Source organism: Rhodococcus rhodnii NBRC 100604, from assembly GCF_001894925.1.
Classification (GTDB): domain Bacteria; phylum Actinomycetota; class Actinomycetes; order Mycobacteriales; family Mycobacteriaceae; genus Rhodococcus_F; species Rhodococcus_F rhodnii.
Map to the genome: position 1 here is coordinate 24222 of NZ_BCXD01000003.1, position 19914 is coordinate 44135.

The 19914-nt window shown below is 70.5% G+C and carries 21 protein-coding genes, 1 pseudogene and 1 riboswitch; of the genes and pseudogenes, 14 read left to right on the top strand and 8 right to left on the bottom strand.

The annotated features are described in order from the left end of the window. The first annotated feature begins 28 nt into the window (after positions 1-28). Complete coding sequence (locus RR1_RS02315) at positions 29-424, top strand: tautomerase family protein (RefSeq protein ID WP_010836358.1); 396 nt, start codon at positions 29-31, stop codon at positions 422-424. A gap of 96 nt (positions 425-520) precedes the next feature. Here the strand turns inward: RR1_RS02315 and RR1_RS02320 are convergent, their stop codons facing one another. Beyond that, positions 521-1015 carry an SRPBCC domain-containing protein gene (locus RR1_RS02320; RefSeq protein ID WP_010836357.1) on the bottom strand — a complete coding sequence of 165 codons (495 nt, stop codon included), beginning with the start codon at positions 1013-1015 and terminating at the stop codon, positions 521-523. A 16-nt stretch (positions 1016-1031) separates the two neighbouring features. On the opposite strand from RR1_RS02320, the gene RR1_RS02325 reads away from it, so the two are divergent. After that, the gene (locus RR1_RS02325) at positions 1032-1361 is read left to right on the top strand and encodes an ArsR/SmtB family transcription factor (protein WP_040772029.1); all 330 of its coding nucleotides are present in this window, start codon (positions 1032-1034) and stop codon (positions 1359-1361) included. 25 nt (positions 1362-1386) lie between these two features. Here the strand turns inward: RR1_RS02325 and RR1_RS02330 are convergent, their stop codons facing one another. The 7 genes from RR1_RS02330 to RR1_RS02360 form a co-directional block, all read right to left on the bottom strand. Beyond that, positions 1387-2436 carry a YdcF family protein gene (locus RR1_RS02330; protein ID WP_010836355.1) on the bottom strand — a complete coding sequence of 350 codons (1050 nt, stop codon included), beginning with the start codon at positions 2434-2436 and terminating at the stop codon, positions 1387-1389. Continuing rightward, positions 2433-3098, bottom strand: coding sequence for an urease accessory protein UreD (locus tag RR1_RS02335; RefSeq protein ID WP_081634052.1), 666 nt, complete (start codon positions 3096-3098; stop codon positions 2433-2435). Before RR1_RS02335 ends, RR1_RS02330 begins: the two co-directional genes overlap by 4 nt. After that, positions 3073-3837 (bottom strand): urease accessory protein UreG, encoded by a 765-nt coding sequence (gene ureG, locus RR1_RS02340; protein WP_010836353.1) that lies wholly within the window; start codon positions 3835-3837, stop codon positions 3073-3075. The genes RR1_RS02335 and ureG overlap by 26 nt, the downstream gene beginning before the upstream one ends. Further along, positions 3830-4504, bottom strand: a complete 675-nt coding sequence (locus RR1_RS02345) for an urease accessory protein UreF (RefSeq protein WP_242452513.1) — start codon at positions 4502-4504, stop codon at positions 3830-3832. Before RR1_RS02345 ends, ureG begins: the two co-directional genes overlap by 8 nt. Positions 4505-4512: 8 nt before the next feature. After that, entirely contained in the window at positions 4513-6216 is a 1704-nt protein-coding gene (locus tag RR1_RS02350) for an urease subunit alpha (RefSeq protein WP_010836351.1), read from the bottom strand. Beyond that, positions 6209-6571, bottom strand: coding sequence for an urease subunit beta (gene ureB / locus RR1_RS02355; RefSeq protein WP_197736986.1), 363 nt, complete (start codon positions 6569-6571; stop codon positions 6209-6211). The genes RR1_RS02350 and ureB overlap by 8 nt, the downstream gene beginning before the upstream one ends. Positions 6572-6648: 77 nt before the next feature. Further along, positions 6649-6951 (bottom strand): urease subunit gamma, encoded by a 303-nt coding sequence (locus tag RR1_RS02360; protein ID WP_010836349.1) that lies wholly within the window; start codon positions 6949-6951, stop codon positions 6649-6651. A 191-nt stretch (positions 6952-7142) separates the two neighbouring features. On the opposite strand from RR1_RS02360, the pseudogene pepN reads away from it, so the two are divergent. The 12 genes and pseudogenes from pepN (at position 7143) to gcvP (ending at position 19892) form a co-directional block, all read left to right on the top strand. Next, positions 7143-9649: pseudogene (pepN, locus tag RR1_RS02365) on the top strand (aminopeptidase N). Between the two features lie 14 nt (positions 9650-9663). After that, positions 9664-10269 (top strand): NUDIX hydrolase, encoded by a 606-nt coding sequence (locus RR1_RS02370; protein ID WP_143153689.1) that lies wholly within the window; start codon positions 9664-9666, stop codon positions 10267-10269. Between the two features lie 83 nt (positions 10270-10352). Then, a complete protein-coding gene (locus RR1_RS02375; RefSeq protein ID WP_010836345.1) occupies positions 10353-10952 on the top strand; it encodes a CDP-alcohol phosphatidyltransferase family protein in 600 nt (199 codons plus the stop codon). 65 nt (positions 10953-11017) lie between these two features. Further along, positions 11018-11803 carry a DUF881 domain-containing protein gene (locus RR1_RS02380; RefSeq protein WP_010836344.1) on the top strand — a complete coding sequence of 262 codons (786 nt, stop codon included), beginning with the start codon at positions 11018-11020 and terminating at the stop codon, positions 11801-11803. Positions 11804-11816: 13 nt separating this feature from the next. Further along, entirely contained in the window at positions 11817-12191 is a 375-nt protein-coding gene (locus tag RR1_RS02385) for a small basic family protein (RefSeq protein WP_010836343.1), read from the top strand. A gap of 3 nt (positions 12192-12194) precedes the next feature. Further along, the gene (locus tag RR1_RS02390) at positions 12195-12992 is read left to right on the top strand and encodes a DUF881 domain-containing protein (protein WP_010836342.1); all 798 of its coding nucleotides are present in this window, start codon (positions 12195-12197) and stop codon (positions 12990-12992) included. A 52-nt stretch (positions 12993-13044) separates the two neighbouring features. Further along, entirely contained in the window at positions 13045-13452 is a 408-nt protein-coding gene (gene gcvH / locus RR1_RS02395) for a glycine cleavage system protein GcvH (protein ID WP_010836341.1), read from the top strand. Positions 13453-13834: 382 nt separating this feature from the next. Further along, complete coding sequence (odhI, locus tag RR1_RS02405; RefSeq protein ID WP_010836339.1) at positions 13835-14338, top strand: oxoglutarate dehydrogenase inhibitor Odhl; 504 nt, start codon at positions 13835-13837, stop codon at positions 14336-14338. Continuing rightward, on the top strand, positions 14335-15096 hold the full coding sequence (ftsR, locus tag RR1_RS02410; RefSeq protein WP_040772027.1) for a transcriptional regulator FtsR: 762 nt from the start codon (positions 14335-14337) through the stop codon (positions 15094-15096). The genes odhI and ftsR overlap by 4 nt, the downstream gene beginning before the upstream one ends. Before the next feature lie 138 nt (positions 15097-15234). Next, positions 15235-15708 carry a bifunctional nuclease family protein gene (locus tag RR1_RS02415; protein WP_040772060.1) on the top strand — a complete coding sequence of 158 codons (474 nt, stop codon included), beginning with the start codon at positions 15235-15237 and terminating at the stop codon, positions 15706-15708. A gap of 357 nt (positions 15709-16065) precedes the next feature. Further along, positions 16066-16605, top strand: a complete 540-nt coding sequence (locus RR1_RS02420) for a MerR family transcriptional regulator (RefSeq protein ID WP_143153691.1) — start codon at positions 16066-16068, stop codon at positions 16603-16605. Positions 16606-16684: 79 nt separating this feature from the next. After that, positions 16685-16817, top strand: a riboswitch (glycine riboswitch). A 219-nt stretch (positions 16818-17036) separates the two neighbouring features. Further along, complete coding sequence (gcvP, locus tag RR1_RS02425) at positions 17037-19892, top strand: aminomethyl-transferring glycine dehydrogenase (RefSeq protein WP_010836335.1); 2856 nt, start codon at positions 17037-17039, stop codon at positions 19890-19892. Positions 19893-19914: the final 22 nt, after the last annotated feature.

The window sequence follows — 19914 nt, forward strand, 5'->3', positions numbered from 1 at the left end:
GGTGGGTGCAGCCACGTAGGGTCACGCCATGCCACACGCACAGATAGAGGTTCGACGTCGCTGGTCCGTCGACGAAGAGATCGCATTGATCGACGCCGTTCACGACTCCCTCGTCGCGGCGTTCCGGATTCCTCCGAACGACAAGCACATTCGCCTGATCGTTCACGAGCCGCACCGGTTCGCAGCGCCGCCGAGCCTCGCACGGCCGGAGTACCTCACTCTCGTGCACATCGATTGCTTCGCGGGACGCTCGCTCGATGCCAAGCGCAGGCTCTACCGAGAGCTCGTCGACCGGCTGGCAGAGGTCGGGGTGCCACGCGACCACGTGTCGATCACCGTCCGTGACATCCCGATCGAGAACTGGGGTGTGCGCGGGGGCCAGGCTGCGTGTGACGTCGACCTCGGATTCGAGATCGGCGTCTGAGCCGCTCGATCGCGCGTCGGCCCGCTATGCGCTCCGGTGTTCCGGTGTCGTCACACAGTATCGACGAATCGCGCAGCGCGGATGTGACTTCGATCGTCAGGCGTAGAACCCGTCGCGCAGGTTCACGCCGTGCTCGACCCAGGCCTTCAGGGCGGCGAGCATCCCGGTCCAGCCCTCGCAGTTGCCGAAGGCGGCGGTTGCGCCGTCGAGAGTGGCACGCCACGACGATTCGCTGATGGTGACGAGGGTTCGCGTGTCGTCGTCGATCGGCTCGAACTCGAAGGTGGTCCGGGTCGTGCCGCTGCCGTCGGCGGCCTCGCCGCTCGCCCACGTGATCACGAGCCGCCGCGGCGGGTCGGCCTCGAGTACCTTCACGTCGAAGGCGCCGGGGAAGTCGGCGAAGTCCCATGAGACCGTGGCGCCGGTCTCGAGGCGGCCGCGCGCACCGCCCGTCGTGAAGTAGCGCGAGAGCTGTTCGGGATCGGCGACCGCCTCGTACACCTCGGCGCACGGCCGTCCGACGCGGCCGGAGACGGTGAACGAGAGTTCGGTGAGGCCGGAACGGGCCTGGGTTCTGTCCGGTGTATTCATGTGATAAAAATACAACATGTCAGTGGCCGGCGACACCCCCGAGACGGATGCGGACGAGCGCGTCTTCAAGGCATTGGCGTCGAGTACGCGCCGGCGCATCCTGGACACGCTCGCGGCGTCGTCCCGCACGACGGGGGAGTTGTGCGCGGCTTTTCCGGATCTCGACCGCACGACGGTCCTGCAGCATCTCCGCGTTCTCGAACGCGCCGACCTCGTGACAGGACGGCGCGTCGGGCGGGAACGTCATCTGTCGCTCGCGCCGTTGCCGATCAAGCGGATCCACGACCGGTGGATCGCGAGCTACACCCGTGCTGCCGTCGATCTGCTCGACCGGCTGGACAGCTGACTTCCGTGCTGCCGGCCCCGCGACCTCAGAAATAGAAGACGATCCAGCCGACGAACGGAATCATCGTCACGGCGAGGACGAGGCCGTTGAGCCACGGGTGGTCACGCAGGATCGCGACGAACTCACGGATCGCCGCGCTCGGCAGGTAGTACCGGGCCGTCCGGGCCCCGACCGCGTAGCCCGGGATCCCCGCCGCCCGCATGAGCATCGCGCCGCGGAACGCGTGATAGTTGCTCGTCACGACGGCGACGTCACCCGAGATTCCGTGCTCGCGAAGGGCCGCTGCCGAATACCGCAGGTTCTCCTCGGTGTCGGTGGATCGGTCCTCGAGCAGGACGTCGTCGGGATCGATGCCACCGGCGACGAGATGATCGGCCATCGCGCGCGCCTCGGACAACTGTTCGTCCGATCCGCGCCCACCCGAGCACACGATGCGGGTGCTGTGGCCCGCGCGTCGCGATCGTTCGTACACCTCGGCGGCGCGGGCGAGCCGCGAGGCGAGCAGGGGACCGACACGGCGGCCGCCCTGCAGGCCCGCGCCGAGAACCACGACGGCGTCGACGGGCTTGCCGAATCGCTTCGTGGCCGTGAGGTAGCACGCGGAGTAGGCGAGATAGACGACGAACACGAAACTCAGGTAACCGAGAGGTAGACCAGCCGCAGCGACCGTGAAGAAGACGCTCTCGGCGAGATCGGTGTCGAACCGCTCGACGACGAACACCGACGCGACCGCCGCAAGGTAGCCGATCATGAGGCAGCCGAGCGCCAGCGAGAGGAGGTTCGCCGCGCTCCTCCCTTCTCGGCGCAGCATCACGACACCGTTGGCGAGGAGGAACAGCGCGAGCACGAGGATGGACAGATAACCGAGCGCGCCGATCGCGAGCAGCGCCAGCGCGATGCGGGGAGCGGCCTCGACATCGCTCTCGGCGACGGACGCGAGTACGTACACGATGCCGATCGCCGCCGCGGCGCCGATTGCAGCCGCAGCGAGGACACCCGTCCGCAGCGTCCTCGGATCGAGTCGTGCACTGACGGCGGTCGCCAGGACGAGGACCGCGACGACGAGCCACGTCATCGCGCCGTCTCCCTTGCGAGGGCGTGGACGTGCGCTGCGCGACGCCGGTGCACGGAGCCCTCCGCCTCCAACTGGAGTGCGGCGGGAGCGGCGAGCCGGTGCCCGAGTGCGGTCGTCTGGGCGAGGCATCGTGTGCCGCCGAGGATCGCGGGATCGGCGAGCGCCCCCGGATCGAGGGTCAGTTCCTCGACGAGCACGACGGTGCCGTCGAGGCACGCGTGCGTGACGGTCGTGATGGTCCCGCCCTCCTCACCGGTCCGGCCGAGCACGAACACCTCGCCGAGCGTGCATCGGGCGTCACCGGCGAGGCGGATGTCGGTGCGGCGGTGCACCCGTGCTCCCGTCGCGACGACGAACGGCAGCGCGTCCCACGTCAGCGAACCGCCCGAGTCGATCTCGATCCCGACGGTCCACGACGCCGACGCGCCGCGCATGTCGTAGGCGACCGTACCGGAGGTCTCGACGAGTTCGAGCCGTGCGCCACGTCGGACCCGGACGTCGATGCGGACGTCGTCGCCCGCGAGCAGCAGGGCCTCGGCGGCGACGAGCGCGACGCGGACGATGCCCCCTTCGTCGGGCAGCCGGCGGACGGCCAGCGAGCCCGTCGCCAGCCGGAGTCGGCCGTCGCTCCCGAGATCAACGAGCGTGCGAATGATCGTGATCGCCTTCGTGCGTGTGGACGTGCGTCAGAACGGTGCCGTCCTCGCCGACGTGCGAGTGCGGTGCCATCGGGCCGGGGTCGACCGGGGTGTGCCCTCCGGCGAGGACCGTCCGGGTCATCTCGCGTACCCAGCCCACGAGCGCGTCGATCGACGGCTGATCGTGCTTCGAGAGCCCGAGCACCGGTCCGCCGTCGCGGGCGGCGGTCGCGTCGTCGAGCATCCGGGCGACGTCCACCTCGACGTGCGGCGCGAGGTCGGTCTTGTTGACGATGAGCAGATCCGCGCGCGCGATGCCCGGACCGCCCTTGCGTGCGACGTCGCCACCGCCCGCGACGTCGAGCACGAAGATCTGCGCATCGACGAGGGCGGGGGAGAAGGTCGCGGTGAGATTGTCGCCACCGGATTCGACGAGCACGAGATCGAGCGGCGCGAAGTCGCGCTCGATGTCCTCGACCGCGAGCAGATTGGGGGTGACGTCGTCGCGGATCGCCGTGTGCGGGCACGCGCCCGTCTCGACGGCCCGGATCCGCTCGACGTCGAGAACGCCCGCCGAGCGCAGGAACTGAGCGTCCTCGTCGGTGTAGATGTCGTTGGTGATCACGCCCATCGCCAGCTCGCCCGAGAGCTCACGGCACAGCAGTGCGATGAGCGAGCTCTTTCCCGTTCCGACGGGGCCCGCGACGCCGAGCCGGAACGACCGGGTGCGGGGGGACGAGTCTGCGGGGGTGGTGTCAGGCATGGAACAGTCTCCTGGTGGTTCGGGCGTGTGCCTCGGCATGGTCGTCGAGGACGGGTGCACTGCGCGCGGGAATGTCGCCGGGCGACTCCACGTGCGCGATCTCGTCGGCCATCGCCGCGATGTCGGGGTGCAGATCGAGGACCCAGCGCATCGCCTGCGCGGGGTCGAGCGGGACGAGCTTGAGGGCAGCGGACGCGATCGTCTGGACGTCGTCGTATCCCACGAGCAGCGCGACCTGGCGGGCGTCGAGACCGGCGACAGCACCGACGACCCCGAGGACGACCGGCCGCACCGGGCGTTCGGACGTGAAGCCCGCGAACGCATCCGGCCACAGTCCCCGTGCCAGCCGGAGGTACCCGCGGCCGAGCTGCCGCGCGGTGTCGCGCATGGCGGCGCTCGGCGTGCGTGCGCACCACGCCGTCTCGACGCCGGAGAGGTCGTACTCGCCGCGCAGCCAGGCCGCGCGTGCGGCGACCGCGGCCGCCGCCTCGACCGTCGTGATGGTGCGCAGCCTGGTCCGGGCGAGGTCGGGGATCTCGTGCAGTCGCCGCGGATTCGCGGCGAGACCGGCGAGGATCGCCGGTTCGAGACCCGCCGAGTGCGCGTGGCCGCCTGTCGGCAGCCGCGCGTCGGCGAGCATCGCGAGCACGAGCTGAGGATCGGACACCACGAGCCTCAGAACATCGAATACAGCTGGGCCATCGGAAGTTCGGTGGCGGGCGCGGGCTCGACGACGTCGCCGTCGACGCGAATCGTGAACGTCTCGGGATCGATCTCGATCGACGGGAGCGTGTCGTTGTTCACCATGTCCGCCTTGCCGATACCGCGGGTGTCCTTCACGGCGGCGAGCGCCCGCGTCAGGCCGAGGCGGTCGGCGAGACCGTCCTCGATCGCGGCGGGGGAGACGAACGAGAGCGACAGCTGCGCGCCGATCGTGTCGCCGAACGACGGCCGCATCAGCAACGGCTGCGGCGTGGGGATGGACGCGTTCGGGTCGCCGAGCGCGCCCCACGCGAGGGCGCCGCCCTTGAACACCACGGCGGGCCGCACCCCGAAGAACGCCGGATCCCACAGCGCGAGGTCGGCGAGCTTGCCCACCTCGACCGACCCGATCTGATCGTCGAGCCCGTGCGCGACCGCGGGATTGATCGTGTACTTCGCGACGTAGCGTCGCGCGCGCTCGTTGTCGGCGGGCAGCGAGTCGCCCAGCGATCCGCGTCGCTGCTTCATGACGTGTGCGACCTGCCACGTGCGGGTGATGACCTCGCCGATCCGGCCCATCGCCTGCGCGTCGGACGACGTGATCGACATCGCGCCCATGTCGTGCAGGACGTCCTCGGCCGCGATCGTCGTCGCACGGATGCGCGACTCGGCGAACGCGAGATCCTCGGGGACGTTCGGGTTGAGGTGATGGCACACCATGAGCATGTCGAGATGCTCGGCCACGGTGTTCACGGTGTGCGGCAGCGTCGGATTCGTCGAACCCGGGATCACGTTCGGTAGCCCCGCGACGGTCATGATGTCGGGTGCGTGACCGCCGCCCGCGCCCTCGGCGTGGAACGCGTGGATCGAGCGGCCGCCGATCGCCCCGATCGTCGAGTCGACGTAGCCGGCCTCGTTGAGGCTGTCCGAGTGCAGCGCGACCTGCAGGCCCCACTCGTCGGCGGCGCGCAACGCAGCGTCGATCGCGGCGGGGGTCGATCCCCAGTCCTCGTGGACCTTGTAACCGCCGGCACCACCGAGTGCCTGTTCGCCGAGACCCGCTGCGCTGACGGTGTTTCCCTTGCCCAGGAGCAGGAAGTTCATCGGATACGGGTCGAGCGCGCGGTGCATGTTGCCGAGGTGCCATGCGCCCGGCGTCACCGTCGTCGCCTTGCTGCCCTCGCTCGGCCCGGTGCCGCCGCCCGCGAGCGTCGTGAGCCCGGTCGCGAGCGCCTCGTGGATCTGGGACGGCGACAGGAAGTGCACGTGGAGATCGATCCCGCCCGCGGTGAGGATCTTCCCCTCGCCCGACACCACGTCGGTGGACGGGCCGATCTGCAGGTCCGGGTGCACGCCGTCCGCGACGTCGGGGTTGCCGGCGCGGCCGAGCGCGACGATGCGGCCGTCGCGAATCCCGACGTCCGCCTTCACGACTCCCCACCAGTCGAGGACGATCGCGTTGGTGATGACGGTGTCGGGTGCGCCCTGCGCGCGCGTCGTCGTGCCTTGCGCCATCGACTCGCGGATCGACTTGCCACCGCCGAACACGGCCTCCTCGCCGCCGATCGTGAGATCGCGTTCGACCTCGATCCACAGATCGGTGTCGGCGAGCCGGACCTGATCACCGGTCGTGGGGCCGTAGAGCGCGGCGTACTTGGCCCGCGAGATCTCAACCATCGAGCGATCCCTCCTGCGCGGCGAGTGCGTCCGCGTACTCCGAGTCGATCTGGATGCCGGGTACCCGGCGACGCCCCCGCAGCGCGACTGCGGCGACCTCGCGCGAGGCACCGGGCTCGAACCGCTGCGACGTCCCGGCCGGCACATCGAGCCGGAAGCCGACGGCACGATCGCGGTCGAAGACGAGCGCGGGATTCGCGTCGGGCAGATGCAGGTGCGAGCCGATCTGCACCGGGCGGTCGCCGCTGTTCTCGATCACGAGCGTGATGCGCTCGTCCGCGCCGCGATCGGCGTTGAGCTCGACGGTTCCCTCGCGGGTGCGGATCGCACCGGGGCCGGAACTGCTGCTGGACATCACATTTCCTTCTGCTCGTGGCTCGAGGACGGGGGCTCGGGAACGGGGGCTCGGGACGTGACTCGGGAGATGAGGTCTCAGGAAATGGGGTCGTGGAGCGTCACGAGTTTGCGGCCGTCCGGGAAGGTCGCCTCGACCTGGACGTCGTGGATCATGTCGGCCACGCCGGGCATGACGTGCTCGCGGCGCAGTACGTCGCGACCCTCGGACATGAGATCGGCCACCCGCGCGCCGTCACGTGCCCGCTCGATCACCCACGTGCTCAGCAGCGCGATCGACTCGGGATAGTTGAGCAGAACACCACGGGCATGGCGGTCCCGTGCGACCATGCCGGCGACCGACAGCAGCAGCTTCTCCTGCTCGGCGGGCGAGATGTTCATCGGTCCTCCCGTGGATGTCGGCCGTCTCGACACGATCCGGCGCTGCCGAATCTACCGGTGGCGGGCACGCGGTCGTCGGTACGGACTTCTATCCCACGCACGTGTCGGGTGTGTTAAGTACGGCCGTGGCCTCGCGGTTCGTCCCCGGTTCGCCGCGTCGCGTCGGCACGTGCGGGGACGGCAGTGGCACGATGCATGAGGTGACCAGTACGAGCGGGGACAGCAGCACGAGTACGAGCGCGAATCTGACGCGTGAGGAGACACGCGAGCGGTCCCGGCACGTCGAGGTGCTCGAGTACCGGGTCGAACTCGACCTCCGCGCCGCGCGGGATCCGGACGTCGAGACCTTCACCACCCGGACGATCGTGGAGTTCGCGGCGACGACGGACGAGACGTGGCTCGACTTCCTCGGCGCCGACGTCTCGCGCGTGACACTCAACGGCGAGACGGTCGAGGTGGACTACGACGGCGCGCGCATCCGTGTGCCCGGGCTGCACCGGATCAACGCGGTCGCGGTCGAGGCGACGGCGTACTACAGCCGCTCCGGCGAGGGCCTGCATCGCTACGTCGACCCGGAAGACGGCGAGACGTACCTGTACACGCAGTACGAGCCCGCGGACGCTCGCCGGGTCTTCGCATGCTTCGAGCAGCCCGATCTCAAGGCCGGTTTCGTGTTCGACGTCCACGCCCCCGCGGGATGGGTCGTGCTGTCGAACGCGCGGCCGCGCAGCACCGGCCCCGAGCGCGTCGTGTTCGAGCGGACCCTGCCGATCTCGACGTACATCACGGCGATCGTCGCCGGGCCGTACCACTCGGCCACCGGTACGTGGCGGCGCGGCGATCTCACGGTGCCGCTCGGCGCGTACTGCCGGGCATCGCTCGCCGAACACTTCGATCCGGAGGACATCTTCGAGATCACCCGGCAGGGACTCGACTACTACCACGAGGTCTTCGACTACCCGTATCCGTTCGGCAAGTACGACCAGGTCTTCGTGCCGGAGTACAACCTCGGTGCGATGGAGAATCCGGGCTGCGCACGTTCACCGAGTCGTACGTCTTCCGCGGCACCGCGACCGACGACCAGTACGAGCGCCGCGCGAACACGATCCTCCACGAGATGGCCCACATGTGGTTCGGCGATCTCGTGACGATGACGTGGTGGGACGATCTGTGGCTCAAGGAGTCGTTCGCCGACTTCATGGGTGCCCTCGCGAGTGCCGAGGCGACCCGGTTCACCGGTGCGTGGGTGACCTTCGCGAACCGGCGCAAGGAGTGGGCCTACCAGCAGGACCAGCTCCCGACGACTCACCCGATCGTCGCCGACGTGCCCGACCTCGAGGCCGCGAAGCTGAACTTCGACGGCATCACGTACGCGAAGGGCGCGAGCGTCCTGAAGCAGCTCGTGGCGTTCGTCGGCCGCGACGCCTTCCTCGCCGGCGTCCGCAGGTACTTCCGCACATTCGAGTTCGCGAACACCACACTCGACGACCTGCTGACGGCGCTCTCGACCGAATCGGCCCGCGACCTCACCGAGTGGTCGCGGGCCTGGCTCGAGTCGACCGGCGTCTCGGTGCTCGAGCTCGAGGCGAGCCGGCTGGAGCAGACCCTGCCGAAGCCGCATCGCCTCGCGGTCGGGGTGTACGACGCAGACGACGCGGGCGCACTCGTGCGCACCGATCGGGTGGCCGTCGAGATCACCGGCCCGCAGACACCCGTCGAGACGCCCGGCGGCGCCCTCGTCGTCGTCAACGACGACGACCTCACGTACGCGATCACACGGCTGGACGACCGCTCGCTCGACACCGCCGAACACTCGCTCGCCCGCGTCGCCGACGCGATGCCGCGGGGCCTCGTGTGGTCGTCGCTGTGGAACGCGACCCGCGACGCCGTGCTGCCGGTCCCGCGGTACCTCGCGATCGTCACCGCGCAGGCGCCGGGGGAAACACACGTCGGTCTCCTCGCGGGAGTGCTCGCGAACGCGGGATTCGCGATCGAGCGGTACCTCCCGCCGTCGCGGCGTCCGGCCGCGCGCACCGCACTGCTCGACCTCGCGTGGCAGGCGCTGCACGACGCCGAGCCGGGAAGCGGACTCCAGCTCACGTGGGCGCGTGCGGTCGCGTCCGCGGCGTCCCGGACCGACGGCCGCGCCGCCGACGTCCGCGCGCTCCTCGCGGGCGAGGCCACCGTTCCGGGGCTGCGTCTCGACCCCGACCTGCGGTGGGCGCTGTGGACGGCACTGGCCGCCACAGGAAACGCCGATCTCGCCGATCTCGACGGCGAACTCGCGCGCGACGACACCGGATCCGGGGCCGTCGCCCACGTCCGTGCCGCGGCAGCACGGCCCGATCCGGAGGTCGCCGCTGCCGCCCGGCACGCGATCCACGACGACCGGTCGCTGTCCAACGACCGGATCGGCGCCCTCGTCGCGGGCCTGCGGACCGGTCCCGCCGCGCCGACGCCGAGCCGATACGTTGCCGACTACTTCGCCTCGCTGCGGCAGGTCTGGGCAGAGCGCAGTATCGAGATCGCGCGGCGCATCGTCGTCGGGCTCTTCCCGGCGACGGACGACACCGAGGCCGTCGACACCTGGCTCGCCGACAACGGCGACGCACCGGGTGCCCTGCGCAGGCTCGTCGTCGAACAGCGCGACGGGCTCGCCCGCGCGTTGCGGGTGCAGGCGGCGGGCGAGCCGTCGTGACCGCCCGGGCGCCGCTGACCCCCGCGGCGATCGAGGACGCACTCGGCCGATTCCCGCTCCGCGAGACCCCGATCGCCGACGGTGCCGCGACCCGGGCCGCCGCCGTCGCGATCGTTCTCGTCCGCGGTGCGGACGGGCAGGTGATGCCGCTCACCCGCAGACCGGGGCGGATGCGCGCGCATCCCGGGCAGTTCGCGCTGCCCGGCGGCTCGCTCGACCCCGGCGAGACCGCCGCCGAGGCGGCGCGCCGCGAACTCGAGGAGGAACTCGGCATCACCGTCGGGCCGGGTGGTGTCCTCGGCAGACTCGACGACTACGTCACCCGCTCGGGCTACGTGATCTCCCCGGTCGTGCTGTGGAGCGACGCCGACTTCCGCGACATCGTCCCGAGCCCGGACGAGGTCGCCGCCGTCTACGACGTCACGCTCGACGAGATCGACGTCGATCCCGTCTTCGTCGCGATCGACGAATCGCCCCGCCCCGTCGTGCAGTGGCCGCTGCGAGGGCACCGCATCCACGCGCCGACGGGTGCGATCGTCCACCAGTTCCGCGAAGTCGTGCTCCGCGGCCGCGACACCCGCGTCGCCGACTACGAACAGCCGGTCTTCGCATGGCGCTGACGCGTCGTGCTGGTCGCGGCGTCGGCGGCTGTGAGAGAGTGACGCGCGTGCCGGAATCGCGCGAGGATCGAGAGAGCGAGCGCGTGGACCGGCTGTATTCGCGGGACCGGATCCTGACCGTTCCCAATGCGCTGAGCGCCGTGCGGCTGATCGGTGTGCCCGTCTTCCTGTGGCTCGTCCTCGTCGTCGAGGCCGACGGCTGGGCGTTCGCGCTTCTCGTCGTGAGCGGCGCCACCGACTGGCTCGACGGCAAGCTCGCCCGCGTCCTCGACCAGATGTCGACCCTCGGCAGGCTGCTCGATCCGCTCGTCGACCGGCTCTACGTCGTGTCCACGCTCGTCGCGTTCGTCGCCCGCGATTTCGTCCCGTGGTGGGTCGCGGCGCTGCTCATCGGCCGCGACGTCGTGCTCGCGGCGACCCTGCTGATCTACCGGCGGCGCGGACTCGATCCGCCCGAGGTCATGTACATCGGCAAGGCCGCGACGTTCGTGCTCATGGTGGGACTGCCGCTCGTGCTGCTCGCGCAACTCGACTTCGCCGGTCTCGCGATCGCGGCGACGGCGTTCGCGCTGCTCGGCTGGGGCACCGCGCTCTACGTCTGGACGGGCCTGCTGTACCTCGCGAAGTCCGTCGTCGTGGCGCGGACGATCCCGCCGCGGCGCCGCGAACCGGAGCGGCCGTGAGCGGGGCGTCACCGCCCGAGCGCCCACCGCGCCGCAATCCCGTCCCGTCGCTGCTGCGCTCGCTCATGAACGAGCACCTCGACCCCGGTTATGCGGCCGCCGCACGGGACGGCATCACGCGGTCGCCCCGGAGCGCCGCACTGTGGCTCGTGGTGGGTGCGCTGATCGTCGGCGTCGTCACGGCGACGGCCTTCGTGCACGCCGCCGAGCGGATCCCAGGCACCGAGGAGGAACGCGGGCAGCTGCTCGCGTCCGTCCGCGACGCGCAGGAACGGTCGGGCACGCTCGCGGAGCGGCGCGACGAACTCGCCGCCGCCGTCGATGCGGGACGCCGCGAACGGTTCGAGGGCGACGCCGCGGGCCGCAGGACGATCGAACGACTCGCGGCCCTCGAGGACGCCGCGGCCGGAACCCCGGTCCGCGGACCGGGCATCGAGGTGACGGTGAGCGATCCCGCGGGCAGGCCGAACCTCTCCGACGCCGGGCAGCGGTCGGTGGACGGGCGCACCGTCGTGCTGGACCGCGACCTGCAGGTCGTCGTCGACGCGCTGTGGGAGAGCGGTGCCGAAGCCGTCGCGGTCGGCGGCGTTCGGCTCGGGCCGGGAGCGACGATCCGGCGGGCCGGCGGCGCGGTCCTCGTGGACAATCAACCCGTCTTCTCGCCGTACACCGTCGCGGCGATCGGACCGCAGGGCCGGTTGCAGACGGGCTTCCTCGTGAGCGACGCCTACCTGCGTATGTCGAGCGTCGCGCAGCTCTACGGCATCGGCTTCACGGTCGACGAGAACGACGACATCGCTCTACCCGCTGCGGCGCCCCGCGAGACGCGGTCGGCGTACGTACCGCGGTGAGAAGCATTCGGAGGTGAACGTGGTGAAGATCGGATCGGTCCGGATCGGTCCGGCGGTGTGGGGAGTGCTCGCGCTGCTCGTGGGCATCGTCGTCGGCGTCGTCGCTGCGCCGGACGTGCCCGACGCCGTCGCGCCCTACCTCCCGATCGCCGTCGTCGCGGCCCTCGATGCGGTCTTCGGGGGGCTGCGCGCGTACTTCGACGACATCTTCGACGCCAAGGTGTTCGTCGTCTCGTTCGTGTTCAACGTCCTCGTCGCCGCGCTCATCGTGTGGCTCGGCGATCAGCTCGGCGTCGGGACGCAGCTGTCGACCGCCATCGTCGTCGTGCTGGGCATCCGGATCTTCGGCAACGCCGCCGCCCTGCGCCGGCACCTGTTCGGGGCCTGAGCCGTGGCGGACGCGGAGAAGGAGAACGCGCAACCGGACGAGAGCCGGCCCGACGAGAGGACGCCGGCGGCGGCGCGCCGGCACGAGGTGCACGGCAGCGGCGGGTCGCGGCGGTCGCGGCTCGTGTTCGGTGTCGTCGTAGTGGTGCTGCTCGCGCTGCTCGGAACCGCCATCGCGACGCAGGTCCGCACGACCGACGCGGGCGACGCCCTCGACACCGCCTCGCCCGGCGACCTGCTCGCGGTGCTCGACACCGTGCATCGCCGCGAGGCGGCGCTGCGGCAGGAGATCGCATCGCTCGAGAACACCCTCGCGACACTGGGTGCGGGCGGTGATCCCGCCGCGGCGCGCGACCAGGCCCGGGCGCGGCTCGACGAGCTCGAGATCCAGGTCGGTGCCGCCCGCGCGGCGGGGCCGGGCATCGTGCTGACGATCGAGGACCCGGGCCGCGGGGTCGGCCCGGACGTCCTGCTCGACGTGGTCCAGGAGTTGCGTGGAGCGGGGTCCGAGGCGATGCAGATCTCGGGGGCGCGCGCGCCGGCGCTCCGCGTCGGCGTCGACTCGTGGGTCGCGGGATCGCCCGGCGCACTCGAACTCGACGGCGACCCGATCTCCGCCCCGTACACCGTCGTCGCGCTCGGTGATCCGCCGACGCTGGCCGCGGCGATGAACATCCCAGGTGGTGTCGTCGATCACGTCGCGAGGTCCGGGGGCAGGGTCGTCGTCGATCAATCGGACGAACTGCACATCGACTCCTTGCGAGAGCTCTCACCGCGCCAATACGCTCGGCCTGGCAATTGACCGCGTCCGCCACCGGGCGGCCCGCGGCGCACAACCGAAAGGACCGTCACCCGTGAGCGATTCCTCGATTCCCAGCGATCTCCACTTCACGGAGGAGCACGAATGGATCAAGCGGACCGGACCGACGACCGTCCGCGTGGGAATCACCGACTACGCGCAGTCGCAGCTCGGTGACGTCGTCTTCGTGCAGCTTCCCGCCGTCGGCGACGCGGTGACCGCCGGTGAGTCGTTCGGCGAGGTCGAGTCGACGAAGAGCGTCTCCGACATCTTCGCGCCGCTCACGGCGACGGTCGCCGCGATCAACGACGAGCTCGAGGGGAGCCCCGAACTCGTCAATTCGGCCCCGTACGAGGGCGGTTGGCTCGTCGATCTCGAGGCGGCCGACGAGGCCGGGCTCGACGAGGCACTGGACGCGATGCTCGACGGCGACGGGTACGCGAAGGTCACCGACGGCGCGTGAACGAGGCCCGCGGGAGCGTCGGTCGTGAAGAATCCGCGATGCGGCGCGGTGGCTTGCGTGTGCGTACGGCCCCGCGCGGGGTACGGTTCGAGGTGAATACATGTGTCCGCCGTGGTGAAGACCGCGGCGGAACCGGTATCGGTCGGGGAGTGCAGTCGGCACGTGATCGCGTCGCTCGTGATCGCGTCGCCACGGAACGATCACGTTCTCGTGGGTGTGCTCGCCCCACCGATCGCGGTGGAGTGGTTGGATTGGACGAGTGGACCGCCTCGTGGACGAGACGACCGCCCGGTGCGGGCTCTCGTACACGAGGACGAGGTCCGGTGACGGGGGCGTTTCGGGCCGGACGGTCCGCGAACGTCCGGACTGAGGAGGACGAACGGTGAGCGATAACGGGAACACGACCGAGGGCAACGAGGGATACGAGAGCCCGGCGGAGACCACCTCGGTGTTCCGCGCCGACTTCCTGAAGGAGCTCGACAACACCTCGGGCGATCGGTCGGACGCACCCGTCTCGGGCGTCGAGGGACTGCCGGCCGGGTCGGCGCTGCTCGTCGTCAAGCGGGGCCCGAACGCCGGTTCGCGGTTCCTGCTCGATCAGGCGACGACGTCCGCGGGACGCCACCCCGACAGCGACATCTTCCTCGACGACGTGACCGTCAGCCGTCGTCACGCCGAGTTCCGCCAGGAGGACGACGAGTTCCAGGTCGTCGACGTCGGCAGCCTCAACGGCACCTACGTCAACCGTGAGCCGGTCGACTCCGCGGTGCTCGCGAACGGCGACGAGGTTCAGATCGGAAAGTTCCGCTTGGTCTTCCTCACCGGCCCGCGCGGCGCTGGCGGTTCGCAGGTGGGAGAGACATCGGCTGGTGCAGGTAGCCAGTGACGGCGGCGCGGCAGGCTGCCGGGTCACGCTCGGCGTCGGCGGGAATGTCGATCGGCTCGGTGCTCGATCGACTGCGTCCGGAGTTCCCGGACGTGACGATCTCGAAGATTCGGTTTCTCGAATCCGAGGGACTCGTCAGCCCCGAGCGCACTCCGTCGGGATACCGGCGCTTCTCGGTCGCGGACTGCGAACGGCTGCGTTACGTCCTGACGGCGCAGCGTGATCAGTACCTGCCGCTCAAGGTCATCAAGGAGCAGCTCGACGCCATCGACCGCGGAGCGGCGACGGTGGGTGCGGGCGGCACGGCCGACGGGGCTCCCCGTCGGCCGCGTGCTCTCGCGGTGGCGCCCGGTGAGGCGTCACCGGACGACTTCCGCTCCGACCGCGAGATCCGCGTCTCGCGGGACGATCTGCGCGAGCGTGCGGGCATCGACGAGAAGTTCCTCGGCGATCTGGTGTCGGCGGGTCTGCTGACGCCGGGGGCCGCGGGCTTCTTCGACGAGGACGCGATCGTCCTCGCCCGGACGGCGAGGGCGATGGCGGAGTTCGGCCTCGAAGTTCGTCACCTGCGGGCCTTCCGGCTCGCCGCGGACCGCGAGGCGGCCCTCGTCGCGCAGATCGCGGGGCCGGTCGCCAAGGGCCGGGACGCGGGAGCGCGCGATCGTGCCGAGGAGATGGTGCGGGAGTTGGCAGCACTGTCGCTGACGCTGCACACTTGCTTGGTGAAGTCTGCCGTTCGCGGTGCGCTCGATCGCTGAACATCGGTGTGCGACAGCGCACCGGAACGCCGAGTGCGGTTCCCGAGCGGTGTCGTGTGCGGCAGAATGCGGGTGAGGCACGAGTGCCGGCGGAGTCGACGTGCGGCACGGTGCCAGGCGAGCATGGAGGCAGCCGCGATGAGCGAAATGCATGTGATCGGCGTCCGGATCGAACAGCCGCAGAATCAGCCTGTGCTGCTGTTGCGCGAGTCCGAGGGTGAGCGCTATCTCCCGATCTGGATCGGTCAGACCGAGGCGACCGCGATCGCCCTCGAACAGCAGGGCGTCGAACCGGCGCGCCCGCTGACCCACGATCTGATCAAGGATCTCGTCGACGCCTTCGGCAGATCGCTCGTCGAGGTGCGGATCGTCGACCTCCAGGAGGGGACGTTCTACGCGGACCTCGTCTTCGACGGGGAGACCACCGTCTCCGCGCGGCCGTCGGACTCGGTTGCCATCGCCTTGCGGATGAGCGTGCCGATCTTCGCGGAGGAATCGGTGCTCGCGGAGGCCGGGCTCGTGATGCCCGACGAGCGCGAGGACGAGGTCGAGAAGTTCAAGGAGTTCCTCGAATCCGTGTCGCCGGACGATTTCAAGGCTACGGACGGCTAGATTTCTCTCTTGCGCACGCATTGTCCACAACCCTCGAGTAAAGGTTGAGACTTTACGGGCGCGTCGCGTTGACCCCGACCAGGCCGCCTCCTAGCGTTCCGCATGACGAAGCGCAGACTCGGGCGGTGAACCGGGCGTACGCTGAAGGGTGATCCGGCCGAACCGGACCTCGTGCAGCGCGCGCCCGACAGGGGCACGCCGACGCGCATCGCGGACGCACCGGTCGTCGGGGTCGGTGCCCTATGCGAGAGGGAGTAGTCAGTGGTAGAGCGGCCGCACGACAATCGCACGGATCCCGCCCGTCCCACCCACGAGGAGTCGGCGACAGGAGATCCGCACGACGGCGCCGCCCAGACCGTGCAACCCGGACTCTTCCCCGACGACTCCGTCCCCGACGAACTGGTCGGCTATCGCGTTCCGAGCGCATGCCAGATCGCCGGCATCACCTACCGGCAACTCGACTACTGGGCGCGCACCGGACTCGTCGTGCCGTCGATACGCGGCGCGGCCGGCTCGGGTAGCCAGCGGCTGTACTCGTTCAAGGACATCCTCGTCCTCAAGATCGTCAAGCGACTCCTCGACACCGGCATCTCGCTTCAGAACATCAGGGTCGCCGTCGATCACCTCCGCAAGCGCGGCGTCGAGGATCTCGCCCGCATCACGCTCTTCTCGGACGGCACGACCGTCTACGAGTGCACGTCACCGGAGGAGGTCGTCGATCTGCTCCAGGGCGGGCAGGGCGTCTTCGGTATCGCGGTCTCCGGCGCGATGCGCGAGCTGACCGGAGACATCGCGCACTTCCCGGCCGAGCGTGCCGACGGCGGCTCCGCCGAGGAGACCCCCGAGGACGAACTCTCGTCGCGCCGCCGCACCCGCGCCGGTCGCCGCACGGGCTAGCGCCCCGCGTACCCGCGAGTACGGCGGGTGGACGCGCCGCGACGCGGCTCGGCCGACGTGGCCTAGACTGAGGGCGCGTCGACGCCGTGCGGGAGAGCCCCGGTACGGCCGCGGAATCCGGGCACACGCCCAGAGCGCCGCAGCCGAAGCCGGGCGCCGAAGGAGCAGCACCTCCCCGTCAATCTCTCAGGCACCCGGACCGCACGGGCACCGACGTCTCTGGAAAGCGGTGGGAGCACCCACCCGCCCACGGGGAAAGGGCCGCGGCCCGAATCTCTCAGGCGCTCTCCGCGAGCAGGCGACAGAGGGGGAGGAAGCACCGGGCGCAGCGTCGTGCACGGTGCTGCCGGACCCAGGGGAGCCTGCTCCCCGTCGCCCGGAAGCACGCCGGACCCGATCCGGCTGCGCTTCCCCTGACTCGTGGAGTGGCCGTGACCCACCCGATCGATCCCGTGACCCGCACCTTCGCCGACCGGCACGTCGGCCCGTCGCCCGCGGAACTGCAGCACATCCTGGGCACCGTGGGCGTCGGCTCGCTCGCCGCACTCGCCACCGCCGCCGTCCCGGCCACGATCCTCGACGACGTGCACGGCGACGTCGCGGACGGCCTGGACTCGCTGCCCGACGCGATCTCCGAGCAGGAGGCCCTCGCGCGTCTCGCGGAACTCGCGGGCCGCAACACCGTCGCGACGTCGATGATCGGGCAGGGCTACTACGACACCGTGACGCCGCCGGTGCTGCTGCGCAACATCGTCGAGGATCCGGCCTGGTACACCGCGTACACGCCGTATCAGCCCGAGATCAGCCAGGGACGGCTCGAGGCGCTGCTCAACTTCCAGACGATGGTCGCCGACCTCACCGGCATGGACATCGCCAACGCGTCGATGCTCGACGAGGCGACTGCCGCAGCCGAGGCGATGACGCTGCTGCGCCGCGCGAACAAGAACCGTTCGCCGCGCTTCGTCGTCGACACCGATCTGTTCGCCCAGACCCGGGCCGTGATCGACACGCGCGCCGTCCCGCTGGGCATCGAGGTCGTCGAGGCCGATCTCACGCGCGGCCTTCCCGACGGCGAGTTCTTCGGTGTTCTCGTCCAGCTGCCCGGCGCGTCCGGGCGCATCGTGGACTGGGCCGCCGTCGTCGAGGAGGCACACGAGCGTGGCGCCCTCGTCGCGGTCGGCGCGGACCTGCTCGCACTCACGCTGCTCACCCCGCCCGGCGAGATCGGGGCCGACGCGTGCTTCGGCACGACGCAGCGCTTCGGCGTCCCGATGGGATTCGGCGGACCGCACGCCGGGTACCTCGCCGTCCACGAGAAGCAGGCGCGGCAGCTGCCCGGCCGGCTCGTCGGCGTGTCCGTCGACGCCGACGGCGCCCGGGCCTACCGTCTGGCACTGCAGACCCGCGAGCAGCACATCCGCCGTGAGAAGGCGACATCCAACATCTGCACCGCGCAGGTTCTGCTCGCCGTCCTCGCTGCGATGTACGCCAGTTACCACGGTGCGGACGGTCTGAAGGCGATCGCACTCCGGGTCGCGGGCCACGCCGCCGACCTCGCGGCGTCGTTGCGTGCCGCGGGCGTCGAGATCGTGCACGACGAGTTCTTCGACACCGTGCTGGCCCGCGTTCCCGGCGGGGCCGATCGCGTCGTCACCGAGGCGAAGGACGCCGGCATCAACCTCCGCCGCGTCGACGACGACCACGTCGGCGTCTCGTGCGACGAGGTCACCACCGCCGATCACGTCGCCGCCGTGGTGCGGGCGTTCGGCGCGACCGTCGTCGCCACCGACGCGCCGGCGCTGCCCGCCGGTGCGGCCCGCACGAGCGGCTACCTCGAGCACGAGGCCTTCACGCGGTACCGGACCGAGACGGGCATGCTCCGCTACCTGCGTGCGCTGTCCGACAAGGACATCGCGCTCGACCGCAGCATGATCCCGCTCGGCTCGTGCACCATGAAGCTCAACGCCACCGCCGAGATGGAGCCGATCACGTGGCCCGGCTTCTCGCGGCTGCATCCGTTCGCGCCCGAGACCGACGTCCCCGGCATGCTCGACCTCATCGGCGACCTCGAACGGTGGCTCGTGTCCATCACCGGCTACGACGCCGTGAGCGTGCAGCCGAACGCGGGCTCGCAGGGTGAGTACGCCGGTCTGCTCGCGATCCGCGAATACCACTTCTCGCGCGGCGACGAGAACCGCACCGTCTGCCTGATCCCGTCGAGCGCGCACGGCACCAACGCGGCGTCCGCGGTCATGGTGGGGATGAAGGTCGTCGTGGTCGGCTGCCGGGACAACGGCGACGTCGACGTCGACGATCTGCACGCGAAGATCGCGCAGCACGCCGAGAACCTCGCGGCGATCATGATCACCTACCCGTCGACGCACGGCGTCTACGAGCAGGAGATCGGCAAGATCTGCGCCGCCGTCCACGACGCCGGCGGCCAGGTGTACGTCGACGGCGCGAACCTCAACGCCCTCGTCGGGCTCGCCCGGCCCGGACGTTTCGGCGGCGACGTCAGCCACTTGAACCTGCACAAGACCTTCTGCATCCCGCACGGTGGCGGCGGCCCGGGCGTCGGCCCGATCGGTGTCCGCGAGCACCTCGCGCCGTTCCTCCCCGGCCATCCCGCGGCACCGCGGCTCGGTGGCGTCGGCCCGGTCTCGGCGGCGCCGTATGGCAGCGCGTCGATCCTCCCCATCACGTGGGCGTACATCCGCATGATGGGTGCCGCAGGGCTCAGGCGCGCGAGCCTCACCGCGATCGCGTCGGCCAACTACATCGCTCGGCGGCTCGACGAGTACTTCCCGGTCCTCTACACGGGCGAGAACGGCATGGTCGCGCACGAGTGCATTCTCGATCTGCGGCAGCTCACCAAGGACACCGGCGTCACGGTCGACGACGTCGCGAAGCGGCTGGCGGACTACGGCTTCCACGCTCCGACGATGAGCTTCCCCGTCGCGGGCACGCTCATGGTCGAGCCGACCGAGAGCGAGAACCTCGAGGAGATCGACCGGTTCTGCGACGCGATGATCGCGATCCGCGCCGAGATCGACCGCGTCGGTGCGGGGGAGTGGCCCGTCGACGACAACCCGCTCCGCGGCGCCCCGCACACCGCCGAGTGCCTCGTTCGCGAGTGGGAACACCCCTACAGCCGTGAGATCGCGGTGTACCCGATGGGGACGGCGCGGCCGAAGGTGTGGCCGGCGGTCCGTCGGATCGACGGCGCACACGGCGACCGCAACCTCGTGTGCTCGTGCCCGCCGCTGGAGGCGTTCGCCGAGGCCTGATCCGGACCGGTGCGGTGTCGGG

Coding starts and splice junctions, on each gene's coding strand:
- RR1_RS02325 (WP_040772029.1), top strand. CDS start 1,032: ATGTCAGTGGCCGGCGACACCCCCGAGACGGATGCGGACGAGCGCGTC.
- RR1_RS02320 (WP_010836357.1), bottom strand. CDS start 1,015: ATGAATACACCGGACAGAACCCAGGCCCGTTCCGGCCTCACCGAACTC.
- ureB (WP_197736986.1), bottom strand. CDS start 6,571: ATGTCCAGCAGCAGTTCCGGCCCCGGTGCGATCCGCACCCGCGAGGGA.
- RR1_RS02330 (WP_010836355.1), bottom strand. CDS start 2,436: ATGACGTGGCTCGTCGTCGCGGTCCTCGTCCTGGCGACCGCCGTCAGT.
- RR1_RS02315 (WP_010836358.1), top strand. CDS start 29: ATGCCACACGCACAGATAGAGGTTCGACGTCGCTGGTCCGTCGACGAA.
- RR1_RS02360 (WP_010836349.1), bottom strand. CDS start 6,951: ATGAACATCTCGCCCGCCGAGCAGGAGAAGCTGCTGCTGTCGGTCGCC.
- RR1_RS02350 (WP_010836351.1), bottom strand. CDS start 6,216: ATGGTTGAGATCTCGCGGGCCAAGTACGCCGCGCTCTACGGCCCCACG.
- ureG (WP_010836353.1), bottom strand. CDS start 3,837: ATGCCTGACACCACCCCCGCAGACTCGTCCCCCCGCACCCGGTCGTTC.
- RR1_RS02415 (WP_040772060.1), top strand. CDS start 15,235: ATGAGCGAAATGCATGTGATCGGCGTCCGGATCGAACAGCCGCAGAAT.
- RR1_RS02380 (WP_010836344.1), top strand. CDS start 11,018: ATGAACGAGCACCTCGACCCCGGTTATGCGGCCGCCGCACGGGACGGC.